Origin of the sequence: Nonomuraea sp. NPDC049141, assembly GCF_040648415.1 — a bacterium.
In the GTDB taxonomy this organism is placed as follows: domain Bacteria; phylum Actinomycetota; class Actinomycetes; order Streptosporangiales; family Streptosporangiaceae; genus Nonomuraea.
The window spans coordinates 165402-178700 of sequence record NZ_JBEZDR010000007.1 but is presented as its reverse complement, the minus strand read 5'-3'; the positions used below and the strand labels follow the sequence as shown (position 1 = coordinate 178700).

8 protein-coding genes and 1 pseudogene are annotated in these 13299 nt (G+C 67.0%); 5 read left to right on the top strand and 4 right to left on the bottom strand.

Going from position 1 to position 13299, the window contains the following annotated elements; genetic code table 11:
- Nucleotides 1-220: 220 nt before the first annotated feature.
- The 4 genes from AB0B91_RS22360 to AB0B91_RS22345 all read right to left on the bottom strand — a co-directional run bounded on the left by AB0B91_RS22360 (nucleotide 221) and on the right by AB0B91_RS22345 (nucleotide 5435).
- On the bottom strand, nucleotides 221-1540 hold the full coding sequence (locus AB0B91_RS22360) for a UDP-glucose/GDP-mannose dehydrogenase family protein (protein WP_358323561.1): 1320 nt from the start codon (nucleotides 1538-1540) through the stop codon (nucleotides 221-223).
- 288 nt (nucleotides 1541-1828) lie between these two features.
- Nucleotides 1829-2803: an NAD-dependent epimerase/dehydratase family protein gene (locus tag AB0B91_RS22355; protein WP_358323558.1), complete on the bottom strand. Its 975-nt coding sequence runs from the start codon at nucleotides 2801-2803 to the stop codon at nucleotides 1829-1831.
- Nucleotides 2804-2919: 116 nt separating this feature from the next.
- A complete protein-coding gene (locus tag AB0B91_RS22350; RefSeq protein ID WP_358322576.1) occupies nucleotides 2920-4062 on the bottom strand; it encodes a glycosyltransferase family 4 protein in 1143 nt (380 codons plus the stop codon).
- Between the two features lie 113 nt (nucleotides 4063-4175).
- Entirely contained in the window at nucleotides 4176-5435 is a 1260-nt protein-coding gene (locus tag AB0B91_RS22345) for a nucleotide sugar dehydrogenase (RefSeq protein WP_358322573.1), read from the bottom strand.
- 357 nt (nucleotides 5436-5792) lie between these two features.
- Between AB0B91_RS22345 and AB0B91_RS22340 the strand changes: the two are divergent.
- From AB0B91_RS22340 to AB0B91_RS22320, 5 genes and pseudogenes are all read left to right on the top strand, one after another.
- A pseudogene (locus AB0B91_RS22340) lies at nucleotides 5793-5903 on the top strand (IS5/IS1182 family transposase); the annotation flags it as partial.
- A 279-nt stretch (nucleotides 5904-6182) separates the two neighbouring features.
- Nucleotides 6183-7343, top strand: a complete 1161-nt coding sequence (locus tag AB0B91_RS22335) for a glycosyltransferase (RefSeq protein WP_358322571.1) — start codon at nucleotides 6183-6185, stop codon at nucleotides 7341-7343.
- Nucleotides 7344-7645: 302 nt separating this feature from the next.
- Complete coding sequence (locus tag AB0B91_RS22330) at nucleotides 7646-9886, top strand: hypothetical protein (RefSeq protein WP_358322568.1); 2241 nt, start codon at nucleotides 7646-7648, stop codon at nucleotides 9884-9886.
- Nucleotides 9887-10015: 129 nt separating this feature from the next.
- Nucleotides 10016-11932 carry an asparagine synthase (glutamine-hydrolyzing) gene (asnB, locus tag AB0B91_RS22325; protein ID WP_358323555.1) on the top strand — a complete coding sequence of 639 codons (1917 nt, stop codon included), beginning with the start codon at nucleotides 10016-10018 and terminating at the stop codon, nucleotides 11930-11932.
- Nucleotides 11933-12153: 221 nt separating this feature from the next.
- On the top strand, nucleotides 12154-13284 hold the full coding sequence (locus tag AB0B91_RS22320) for a glycosyltransferase (protein ID WP_358322565.1): 1131 nt from the start codon (nucleotides 12154-12156) through the stop codon (nucleotides 13282-13284).
- Nucleotides 13285-13299: the final 15 nt, after the last annotated feature.

The following is a 13299-nucleotide window of genomic DNA, read 5'->3' as shown; positions in this document are numbered from 1 at the left end:
ACACGTGCGGGAGAACCCGGAGCCGCCGGACCGCTTCGCGTCAGCCCACCGCGACGGGCTGACGCCCTCGGGAGCCGGCGGTCCATGGCGGGTCAGCGGCTCCCGAGGGCCCGGTTCGGCAGATGCTCCTCGAACGGCTCGCCACGAGGATCGGGATGCGCTTGTGCTGCCGCTCTCAGGAGTATTGACGCGGGGGAGAGGGAGCGGTCGAGCGACCTGCTCAGGCGCGGTATTCCCAGCCTGCAGCTCGCCACGACTCCGGCGACAGGCAGTTGCGGGCGTCAACGACGGTGCGGCGGCGAACTAGTGGCGACAGCACAGCGGGATCCATGGACCGGAACTCCGTCCAGTCCGTCAGCACCATCACCAGGTCAGCGTCTTGTGCCGCCTCGACCAGACTGTCGGCGTACGCCAGTTCTGGATGAGTACGCCGGGCATTGGCCCCGGCGACGCTGTCGTGGACGACGACTTCGGCGCCCTCCTGCTGGACCGCGATCGCCACTGCCAGCGCGGGAGAGTCCCTGACATCGTCGGTGTTCGGCTTGAACGCCGCTCCGAGGACGCACACGTTCTTGCCTTCGTATGAGCCGTCCAGCAGTTCGCGGCCGAGTGCGACGGTGCGTGAGCGACGACTGAGGTTGATGGCGTCAACCTGCGCGAGGAGGGTTGCCACGTCGTGCAGCCCCAGATCGGTCGTGCATGCGAGCAGGGCCCGGATGTCCTTGGGCAGGCAGCCACCTCCGAACCCGAGCCCGGGGCCGAGGAAGGCGTGCCCGATCCGGTCGTCATGCCCCAAGGCCTCGGCCAGCCGTAGGACGTCGCCCCCGGTTGCCTCGCAGATCTGCGCCATCGCGTTGATGAAGGAAATCTTCAGGCCGAGAAAGGCATTGGCGGAGGTCTTGACCAGCTCTGCCGTCTCGTAGTCGGTCACCACGGCCGGGCAATCGTCCTCGATGATCGGTTGGTAGACCCGGTACAGCAGTTCCTCGGCCCACGGCGATGCGACCCCGAAGACGAGGCGGTCAGGCCGGAGTGTGTCCTCTACGGCCCGTCCCTCCCGCAGGAACTCCGGGTTCCACGCGACCTCGTGGTACGCGCCGGAGGGCGCGTGTCGGCGGACGATCTCGGCCATTCGCCGAGCGGTGCCCACTGGGACCGTGGATTTGCCGACGACCAGCGCCGGGCCATGCAGGTGAGGCGCGAGGTCCGTGAATGCCGCCTCCACCCACCGCAGGTCGGCGCGGTAGGAACCGGCGAGCTGCGGTGTTCCGGCGCAGACAAAGTGAACGTCAGCATCCGCCACCGCCTTCTCATAGGAGGTGGTGAAGCGGAGCCGTCCGGCCTCGATGTTCTTGCGCAGCAATTCGGTGAGGCCCGGCTCATAGAAGGGCGCCTCCCCATCGACCAGCATGGCGATTTTGTTCTGGTCGATGTCCATGCCGGTGACCTCGTAGCCGAGGCTGGCCATGCCGACGGCGTGTGTGGTGCCCAGATAGCCGGTGCCGATCACGCTGATACGTGGCCTGCGCGTGGTCAGCAGCGCACCGGTGGTCGCCGGGTCTCGCAAGGGTGTGCTCATCGTCAGCCTCTCTGCGGGCGGTTGGTCACGGATCGCCAGGCCCCGTCGCGCCGATGCCTGAAACCGCACGGATGATTTCGGGGCCATGCTCCGGCGTGAGAAGCCGGACGTGAGTCATGCCTTTCTCGGTAATGGCGTTGCGGCGAGGTAGCACTGCCGCGCGGCTCCCGGGCGGAACGGCCGTCGCCGTGCACGTACGCGCGAACGGCGGCGGCTGCTCCTCCCTCGGAGACCTCCTGGGCGACGTGCCTATACAGACGCGGCGATCGCGAGGCGGTGCTGCGCGGCGATCCACTGCCACTGCCGGCTCATGCCGTCGGGTAGCGAGACCGACGGCTGGTAGCCGAGCACGGCACGCGTCCTGGTCAGGTCCGCGTCCGTCGCCTCCACATCGCCGAGCTGCCTGCCCTCGCGCACCAGCGGCACGTCCAGGCCGGTGACCTCGGCGGCCAGTTCCAGCACCTCCAGCATCGACCAGCTCCGCCCGCCGCCCACGTTGAGCGCCTCGCCATGGGCGGGAGCCGTCGCGGCGGCGATGGTCGCCGCGACCGCGTCGTCGACATAGGTGAAGTCCCTCCGCTGGCTGCCGTCGCCGAACAGCCTCAGATGGTCACGGGTGAGCGCCGCCCTGAGAATCCGGCCGATCGCCATGTCGGGACGCTGGCGGGGACCGTACACGGTGAAATAGCGCAGGGCCACCACGCTGGTCGGGGCGTCCGGCCGTGCGGCGTAGGCGAGCGCCAGCCGCTCGGCGGCGAGCTTCGTCACACCGTAAGGTGACCGCGGCGCGGGCAAGTCGTCCTCGCTCAGAGGACGGTCGGCGCTGCCGCCGTACACACTGGAGGAGGAGGCCAGGACGAGCCGCGGGAGGCGCGTGGTCACACATGCCTCGAGGACACGCTGCGTCGCGGCGATGTTGGCCGACAGGTACTCGCCGAATCGATCGCCCCACGAGGGACGCACTCCAGGAAGGCCTGCGAGATGGAAGACGGTGGACGCCTCGCCGATCATCGGCACCAGATCAAGCTCGGTGAGATCGCCCTCGACCAGGTGGAAGCCGGGCTGCTCGAGAAGCCCGGCCAGGTTCTCGGCCGCTACAAGGTCCTCCTCGGCACGCCGCCGGTCGACGCCGACGACACTGACCCCCCGGCCCAGCAGCGCCTCTGCCAGGTGTGACCCGATGAAACCGGCCACCCCCGTCACGACCACCTTGTCGAGCTGCATACCCTTCACTGCTCCTCCTGTTCATTCAACCGGCGCGTGCCCCCCGCGCGCGTGTTGCGGTTGTCTTCGAATCTCGAGTCCGGCTCCTGCGGGACGCCTCGCATCGGGCGACGACCTCACATCCGTGTCGCGCCATCACGGATCGGTGGCGTTGGTGGGGCCCCGAGCGCCCAGCTGTACATGCGCTCGACTTTGTCCGCGACGGCGGGCCAGCCGAGTTCGCGTGCGGCGCGCTCGCCGCACGCGCTCATGCGGCTGCGTGCCTCCTCATCGCCGAGTACGGAGTCCAGCACGCTGACCAGCTCGTCCCGTGATCCCGACGTGAACATCCGGTACGCCTGCGGATCCCGCACGACCGGGATGAGCGCGGCGTCCGAGGAGACGATGACCGGGGTGCCGAGAGCCAAGGCCTCCAGGGCTGCTGTGGGCACCCCCTCTCCCTTGCCGTCGAGGCGGCGCGAGGCCAGCACGAAGACTTCGGCGCGCCGGACCAGGCGGTAGATGTCGTCCTGTGCGAGGCGCCCGGCCAGGACCACGCCGTTCCCCTCGCCGGCCTTGGCGCGCTCCCCCGCCCCCGCTGCCAGACGGAGCAGCGCGTCACGCTCGGGGCCGTCACCGGCGATCACCAGCTGGATGTCCGGGCGGGTGCGGCGCAGTTCATGGAAGGCGGAGATGAGCAGGGCATGGTTCTTCATCGGGTCCAGCGACCCCACGCTCACGACCAACCCGGGCTGCCGGGCCGCCGGATGAGGGGTCCGGTTGATCGAGTCGAGGTCCAGACCGCTGGAGGCGGTCTCGATGTGGCGTGGATCGACGCCGCGCTCCACAAGGTCGCGAGCGGCGGCCGTGCCGAGCGCGAAGCACGCGTCCACGCCGCGCAGCGCCATCCTGGCGAATGCCCGGTGCCGCTCCGACAGGGTGGCGTGCAGGGTCATCACCAGCGGGATGCCGAGGCGACGGCAGACCGGTCCGAGAACCGCTGCCTCGACGTGGTCCCCATGCAGGTGCACCAGGTCGGGCCGTTCGCTGCGGCGCAGTGCCGCGCCCACTTCCGCCGCGAAAGCGAGTACGTCGGACTTGGCGCCCAGCGCCCGCGACAGCAGGGTCGGCCGGGTCCTCAGCACCGTGGCGCCGTCCGGCACCACATGGCCGCGGCGAAAGGCGAGCGTGATCTCGTGGCCGCGCTTGAGCTGCTCGCGGGTGAGGAACTCGGTGTGTCGTTCCTTGCCACCTGGCTCCGGTGGCACTCTGTAGCTCACGCGCACGATCTTCATGAGCCGGCCTCGATGTGACCCGGTGTGACTGTGGTGACACCCCGGCGCAGAGCGCGGGCTGCCGGGTGGGTGAGTGCGAGATTCATGCGATCGACCGTTCAAAGTCGCTCGACGTTGGCGCCGCGGCAGCGGTTGCGGGTGTCGAAGACGTACGGGCTGGCCTCCTCGACCAGCTGGAAATCGAAGCAGTCGTGGTCGGTGAGCACCAGCACCGCGTCCGCGTCGGCCAGCTCGCGGCGCGTTGCCTCGACCATCTCGATGCCCGCCGGCAACTGGACGTGCTGCACGTGCGGGTCGGCGGCCCGCACCTGCGCGCCCACCTTGTGCAGCGACTTGACCACCTCGATCGCCGGCGACTCGCGGCAGTCGCCGGCGTTCTTCTTGTACGCCAACCCCAGCACGACCACCCGGCTGCCGTTGAGTGCCTTGCCGCGCTGGTTGAGCGCCAGCATCAGCCGGTGCACGACATGGTCGGGCATGTGGTCGTTGATGTCGTTGGCCAGCTCCACGAACCGGAAGTTGTGCCCCAGGCTCCGCTTGACCTTCCATGACAGGTACGACGGGTCGATCGGCAGGCAGTGACCGCCGACGCCGGGTCCGGGTGTGAAGCGCATGAACCCGAACGGCTTGGTCGAGGCGGCGTCGATGGCCTCCCAGACGTCGATGCCGAGCTGTTCGGCGAAGATCGACAACTCGTTGACCAGCGCGATGTTGACGTGCCTGAAGGTGTTCTCCAGCAGCTTGCACAGCTCCGCCACCTGCACCGAGGACACCGGCACGACGTGCGCGACGAGGCGCCCATAGAAGTGCTGGATGCGCTTCAGAGAGATCTCGTCGATGCCTGCGACGACCTTCGGCGTGTTCTCCAGACGCCACACGGTGTTGCCCGGGTCGATCCGCTCGGGGCTGTAGCCGAGCAGGAAGTCCTCGGGCGCGCGCAGCCCCGAGCCCCCCTCCAGGATCGGCAGGAGGTACTCCTCGGTGGTGCCCGGATAGGTAGTGGACTCCAGCACGACGGTGGCGCCCGGGCGCAGCCGCGGCGCGATCGACTGGCCGGCCGAGGCGATGTAGCGAAGGTCGGGGGCGCCCTCACACAGGGGCGTCGGCACGGTGATCACGCACACGTCGAAGCCGTCGGCGGCGGCGTAGTCGGCGCTGGCGTGGTAACGGCCACAGCGCAGCGCGGCCGACACCTGGTCGTCGGAGATGTCCTCGACGAACGACTCCCCGGCGTTCAGCCGTTTGACGCGCCAGTCGTCGACGTCGATCCCGACGACGTCGAAGCCGGCCTCGACCGCCCGCATCGCCAGTGGTAGGCCGACGTATCCCTGGCCAACGACGACCAGTTTCTCTCCCATGGATGGGCTCCTGTCACATTCGTGATGACATATGGATGACTTGGGGAGCGGTGCCCTCCGCGATCCGGCCTGCCTCACATGCGAGACGATCGTCTGCTTGGTGTCGGAGGACGCGTGATCCGATAGAGCCATTCGGTTGACCGTTCAAGTAGGCGAAACAGGATGACCGCGTCTCGGTGCGCCCAGATCCAACAGTCGCCTCATATTACGGTGAGTGAGTGTCCGATCACGCGAATGCCGCCTGGCGTGTCTACTAGGCCGAGTCGCACCGCTCCGATATCGCGACGTGAGGAGACTGCGACGAAAGCGGTCGCCAAGAATCAGCAATGACGCTCTGCCGGATGTGCATGCGCACGGCGTGCCGAACGCCGCTGCCGGTGGCGGCGCTCGGCTCCGGCACGGCAAGCGCTGCTGGGCCTGGCTCATCGGCGCAACGTCGACACCTGCGCCCGCTTGGCCGAAGGCTTCGCCGACGAGCGAGCAGGCGACGGCCTCATGCGCATAGCGCTGGGCGGTCACCGCACCGACGCCGAACCCAGCGGCCATCTCGGCGAACGGGGGCGGCGCGGTGCGGCGGAACAGCACACAGGCCCCTGGTCATCATGCCTTGAGGCTCGGTCAATCAGCGGCGAATAAAGAATCAATACCGGTGTGGCGTGAGCCGGGATCCCCGTTTCGGGTGGGGATCATGCGAGCGGCCCCTTGCTTGTCGAGGGTGAATTGGCAGGTGTCTGGAAGGAGAGGCATATGCAGTCCGCAAATCCGGCAGTCCACCTCAAAAGCGTTTTTTTGGTCACGGATAAATTGGGCGTGGGTGGGGCGGAGAGATCGGTAGTTCTCCTGGCCCGGATGCTACATCGGCGAGGTATCGCGACAAGTGTTCTCGTGATGTTCGAAAGTGGTCCGTACGAGACCCTTCTGCGAGACGAGGGAATAAGCGTCATATTCCTCGGATTCCGCAGCATGCGCCACATAACTCGTGATCCGATCAACACGCTCGTGGCGTTTCTGCGTCTGGTATTCCTGCTTCGCCGGTCCCGGCCGGACGTGGTGCACGCCTTTCTCTACTATGGATATGTGATATGCGCTCCAGCGGCCCGGCTGGCCGGAGTTCCTGTCGTGGTGGCAGGCCGGCGCAACCTGGGTTACTTCAAAGAGAATCGAAAAAAGAAGGCGCTGCTGGCCGTTGAACGAGCCGCCACCAGGGTTACCGATATGGTTATCGCGAATTCCAAGGCGGTGGCCGACGTCACCCTGCGTGAGGAGGGGGTGGCGCCGGAAAAGATTGCGGTCATTTACAACGGGCTGCCGCCGGAGGCCTTTGACGACGCTTCACCGGCAGAGATCGACACCGAGCTGCCCGTGGTCCTATGTGTCGCCAATCTCCGTCACCCCAAGGGACACGGGTACCTTCTCGAAGCCGTGGCCCTGATGGAGGAGAGAGGCGTCTCCTGCACGCTACTGCTGGTCGGTGATGGGGCGGATCGTACCGCGCTCGAAGAGCAGGCCAGGCTGCTTTCCGCGGACATCCGCTTTCTCGGCACTCGTCATGACGTCTCGGCGCTCTTGAGGCGTGCGGACGTCTTTGTGCTCCCGTCGTTGAGTGAAAGCCTCTCCAATGCTCTGATGGAGGCGATGGCGGCGTCCGTTCCGGCTGTCGCCACGAACTCCGGCGGCCCGTCGGAACTGCTTGAAGGGCGAGGTGTCATCGTCCCCCCTGGTGACTGCGTCGCTCTGGCCGACGCTCTGGCCGGCGTCCTCAAGGATCGTGAACACGCTCGTGGCCTCGCGGACAAGGCTCAGACATGGGCGCGCACGCATTTGACGCTCGATGCCATGGTTGACCGTTACGTCGAGGCATACCAGGAGATCTTTAGACGTAAGCGCTCACGGCGCCCGTCTCGATGATCCCAAGGGGCGTGCCGGCCGAAAGGCTGGGGCCATAAGGCGAAGAACATGGACAGCGAGGTGGTGGAGCACCGCCTGTTCTGGGACCGAGGCCGGCGACGCCGTGTGACGTGCGGTGCGGCCGACCTCAAGGAATGGCAAGGATTCCGCCCGTTCGCGAGCGCCTGCGTCGCCGTGATCGTCCGCGTTGTCACACTCCCGATATGAACACGCCTTCGTCCCTTCAGGGGGCCGTACCGGGGCCGGCGGCGGACGTTCACGCCGACCGGCCTCAGCCCGTCACGCGCCATGCGCTCGGTCGTGTGGCCCCATCCCGCCTGATCTCCTGGCTGCCCGCCGTGCTCGCCGCGGGCTACGTCGTCGCCGTGCTGACGTTCTACGGCGTTTCCGCCAGGGATACAGCGGTTTTCGGGGCGTATCTCCTGCTCTGTGTGACGCTCCCAGGGCTGCTGCTGATTCGCGCCCTCTTCGGACGTCGCCGCACGCTGGCGGAGGAGGTCGCGCTCGGGACGGTGCTCGGGTACGCCGTCGAGGTGATGACCTACATCGTCGGCCGGGCCCTCGGTGTTCCGCTGCTCGTCCTGGCGTGGCCGATCGCCACCTACCTCGCCTTCCTCGCCGTTCCGCGGCTGCGCTGGCACTGGAGAGGCGGTGCGCGTCCACACGCGCCGGTCTGGTGGTCGTGGGCCCTGGCGGCGATTTTCTGCTACCTGGTTGCCTGGAGCGCCTGGTCGCACTTCAGCATCGGCCCGCTGACCTGGCCGGACCTGGTCGGCTATCCGGATGACGGGCCGTTCCACCTCGCTCTGATCGCTGAGCTGAAGCAGCACATGCCACCCACGGTGCCGATAGTCGCGGGCGAGCCGCTCTTCTACCACTGGTTCGTCTACGCGCACTACGCCGCCACAAGCTGGATCACCGGGATCGAGCCGATGGTCCTGCTGTTCAGGCTCAGCATGCTGCCGATGTTGGCCGCGTTCGTGGTGCTCGTGGCGATGCTCGGGCGGAAGGTGACGAGTTCCTGGAAGGTCGCGGTGATCGCCACGGCGGCCACGGTCTTCATCGGAGCGCCGCGGCTGTTCCTCGGCTCGGTCAGTGCCTTCACCCATGGCGGGGTCCACGACGCGGCGTGGGGAAGTCCCACGTTCACCTTCGGGGCGCTGATATTCGTCGCGGTGGTCCTGGTTCTGATCGACCTGCTCAAGCACCGGTCGCTCGACGCCGGTGCGTGGCTGCTGTTCGCCGTCCTCCTGGTGGCGGTGATGGGCGGCAAGGCCACCCACCTGCCCATGCTGGCCGCAGGACTCTTGATCGTGCTGGTCGTGAGCACTCTGGTGGAGCGCCGGCCGCGGTGGGGAGCGCTTGTCGCCCTCGCGATGACAGCGGTGTGTCTGATCTTCGCGCAGTTCGTCCTCTTCGGCGGACAGCGGCAGGGCACCGTCGTCGCCCCCCTGGCCTACATGGGCGACATCTGGCACGACCTGACCGGCATGCCGGTCGAGACGGCGGCACCGCTCCTCCCGCTGCTGGCGGTGACGGCGATCTACCTGTTGGCCTGGGGCATCACATGCGCTCCGGTATTCGGGCTGCTCAGCGAGCCCAAGCTGCTGCTGCGGCCGGACGTGGTGCTGATGCTGGGCCTGGGCGCCGCGGGCCTCGGCGCCGCCCTGGTGCTGGATCAGCCTGGCGGCAGCCACCTGTGGTTCCTGTGGGCGGCCCATCCCTACCTCGCGACACTGGCGGTGTACGGCCTCGTCGTTGCCTTGCGGCGAGCGCGGGTCTCTCGCCGGGCGGCGCTGTGCGCGGCAGGGGCCGGAACGCTCTGCGCCTACGCCGTCCCGATCCTCTGCGGCGTCCGGGCACCGCTTTCACCGGGCCAGCCGGTCTCCGTTCTCTTCCTGCCGTACGTCGTGCTCGCCGACGTCCTCGCCGTGGCGGTGGGCGGCATGCTGATGCTGGGGCGGAGCCGACAAGTCTGGGCTCTCGTGCTCGCCGGGCTGGCCGCGATCGGCTTGCCCGCCGCCCACCACGTGCGCGCCCTGTCCCGCATGGACGACGGCGGGGACAGGACGACCGCGGCGGAGGTTCAGCCGGCTCCCGCGCCGGGAGGCGTGCTGAGCGCCGCGCGCTGGTTGCGCGCGCATGCGGGGGAGGACGACCTCATCGCCACGAACGTCCACTGCCGGTGGGGCTTCGAGAACCCGTGCGACACCCGTCAGTTCTGGGTGTCGGCCCTGACCGAGCGGCGCGTCCTGATCGAAGGGTGGGCGTTCACGCCGACGAACGCGGACCGGTGGCAGCCGGGACTGCTGGTCATGCACCTGCCGTTCTGGGACCGCGTGCGATACGACACCAACGAGGCGGCCTTCCGGTCGCCGTCCACAGAGACGATCAGCCGCCTGCGCGACCACTACGGTGTTCGGTGGCTCATCGCAGATGAGTCCCGCGGAGGCGTTAGCCCCGACCTGCCGGTGTTCGCCCAGCCGGTGTTTCGTTCCAGCGATGTCGCCGTCTATCGGACCGAGGCGGGGGCCGCCGACTGACACCGGGGGTGCGACCGCGCTGGCCGCCGACCGAGCAGGACACATCGACGAGCAGCGCCGCCGGCTGTGAAAGCCGAGCGAATCGCCGACGGGGAGCCTGAGCCGGAACAGCGGCCGCGCGACTCAGAGATGTCAAGGAGCAGATGTGACCGTAAACCGGTTTCGGGGGTACAGATGTGCGGGATAGCGGGAGTGGCATCCACGATGCGTCCTCCTCAGGGCCTCGTTGGCGACATGTGCGATGTGATCGCACATCGCGGGCCTGACGGTGCCGGTTTCTATAGTGACGAGCATGTGTCCCTCGGCATGCGTAGGTTGGCCATCATCGACGTGGCAACAGGCGATCAGCCGGTCTACAGCGAGGACGGCAACGTCGTAGCGGTCTTCAACGGTGAGATCTACAACTTTGCCGAACTTCGGCGGAAGCTGACGGGCCTCGGGCACCGGCTCAGTACGGAGGGGGACTCGGAATGCCTCGTCCATCTGTACGAGGAGCACGGCCCCGAACTGGTCCATCAGCTCCGAGGAATGTTTGCCTTCGCCCTCTGGGACCGCACCCGGCAGCGCCTCGTCCTCGGTCGGGATCGGGCGGGAAAGAAGCCACTCTACTGGCGCAGCGACGAGTTTTCGATCTGGTTCGCGTCAGAGCTGAAGGCACTCGCTCGTGACCCAGAGATGCCGCGCCAGATAGATCCGATCGCCTTGGATCACTACCTCACCTATTCGTACGTCCCGGCCCCCTGGTCCATCTACCAGGGGGTGCACAAGCTCCCTCCGGGGCACCTGCTCATCTGGGAGGCGGGGAAGGTCACGGTCAGGCGCTACTGGGAGTTGGACCGCACCACCCGCCCGGTGGTGAATGAGCGGGAGGCCGAGGAGCAGTTGCGGGACCTACTTCTGGAGGCCACGCGCATCCGGATGGTGAGCGAGCGTCCGATCGGCGCGTTCCTCTCCGGCGGCGTGGACTCCTCCGCCATCGTGGCCGCGATGAGCATGCAAAGCTCGGAGCGGATCAAGACGTTCTGCATCGGTTTCGAGGATGGCAAGTACGACGAACGGCACAAGGCGCGGCTGGTGGCCGATCGCTTCAGCACGGACCACCATGAGCTGGTCGTGACGAGTGATCTCGTCGATGTTCTCCCACGGCTCGCCTGGCACTTCGATGAGCCGTATGCCGACTCCTCGGCGATCCCCACCTTCTGGGTGGCGCAAATGAGCAGGCAGCATGTCACCGTCGTCCTGAATGGGGACGGCGGCGACGAGTGTTTCGGCGGGTACCGACGGCACGCCCTGATGAATCAGGCTCGGTGGATACCGGCCATGCCGTCCGGTCCAGCCCGCAGTATCAGAGCGCTTGGCTCGCTCATCGTGAAGAGAACCGCTGCGGGCAGCCGTTTCCGCCGCTTCGGCCAGATGCTCGATTTCGTGGCCGAGAAACCCTCTCGCCGGTACGCGCGCCTGATGTCGTGCTTCGGACCGGAGCAGCGCTGGGGCCTGTACAGCGACGGGATGCGGAGCGCTCTGGCAGGGACGGACAGTTATCAACTGTTCGAGCATGCTTTCCAGGCGTCGACGGCCCAGGATGATCTGGGGCGGGTTCTGGACGTCGACACGCTGACCTATCTTCCTGGAGACCTCCTGCCCAAGGTGGACATCACGACCATGGCTCATTCGATCGAGGCGAGGTCTCCGTTCCTGGACCACCACGTCATGGAGTGGGCCGCTACTCTGCCCAGTGCCCTGCACATACGCAAGTTTCAGACGAAAGTCCTGCTCAAGCAGGCCGTTGCTCCGTGGATCCCCGAAGAACTGCTGCGGTATCCGAAGAAAGGATTCGGTGTGCCCCTGGCCGCCTGGCTTCGGCACGAGCTTCGGGACACGGTGTATGACGTGCTGACGGACCCCACGGCGTGTGCTTGCGATCTTTTCCGGCCGGGTGCGGTCCGATCCATAATCGAGCGCCATATGGGCGGCGCCGACCATGCCTCTCAACTCTGGGCGCTTCTGCAACTCGAACTCTGGCGCCGTGCCCACGACGTACCGTAAAGGTCGGTCGGGGCCATGACGATTTGCCTGTGGCAGGCCTGGGCGTCTGTTGCCTAAAAAGCTCAATGGTTTACAGGCGTGTTTATGCGCATCAGCGGGGGGTAACTTTTCGCATTGAATTCCACGGCACGGGAGTAATGCGGAAACCGCAGGCGAGCAATGTTTTCCATCGCCCGAGCGCCATAGTCCCCGAAAGCGCACCTGGTGGCGATGATGGCCTCATGAAGCCCATGATGCACATCTGCGAAGTAATCAAGCTTCTGGATACGGGTGGCGCGGAGACGTTGCTCGTCGAAAGGCTGCTGAAAGCGCCCCAAGCCTCGAAGCGCTACACCGTCGCGTGTCTGCAGGCGTCGGACGAACGCATCCGGCAACTCAGTGAGGCAGGCATTGACGTGGTCCAGGTGGGTTCGTGCCCGCGCCGGCTACGTCTCCTCCATCTGGCCGCGGCGGTCAGGCGGCTGCGACCCGACGTCCTGCATCTGCATTCGCCGCTGCCGGCATCGCTGCTCCGGCTGACGTCCCGCCTGTCCAGACCCCGGCCCATCCTCGTCTCGACAGTGCACAACGTGCGCTACGCACTGCCGACGATGCTGGTCGACCAGGCGACCATATGGCTGGACACCCATACGATCGCCGTCTCTCAAGAGGTTGCGCGATCCGTCGTCGCCAGGGGGGCTCGTCAGCTGTCCACCAGGATTCACGGTGTCGATGTCGCGGAGCTGCGCCGCCGGGCCGATGATGCTCACCGGACACGACGGGAGCGGAACATTCCGCAGGGCGCCTTTCTGATCGCGCACGTGGCCAACCACCGACCGGAGAAACGGCACGACATTCTCCTGCAGGTGGCGGAAAGCGTGGTGGAACAAGACCCGCAGGCAATGTTTCTGTTGGTCGGCTCCGGTCCCCTGGAGAAGGAGGTGGCGCGCCGTGCCGGCGAGTTGCGGTCCGATGCCGTGCGGTTCGTCGGCCGGGTTTCGGAGGCGTCCCGTCTGATCGCGGCCGCGGACCTTCTCGTGCTCAGTTCTGATCACGAAGGCCTCCCCGTCGTCGTCATGGAGGCTCTTGCCGCAGGCGTGCCGGTCGTGTCCACCGCGGTGGGAGGTATCCCGGAGCTGATCCAGCATGGCGACAACGGCTACCTGACCAAGCCTGGTGATCCCGCGGACCTGGCCGAGGCGATCCTGGAGGCGATGCGGCCGGAGAACCACGCGCGGCTCCGTAAAGGCGCTCAGGAGAGCGGCGATCTGGTGGACATCAACCGGACAGCGGAATGGTTCGACCATCTGTACGACGAAGTCTGTAAGCGGCCCGGCGGTCGCGAGGACTCTGGAGGTCAGCGCCATGGATGAGCGCATCCCACTCTG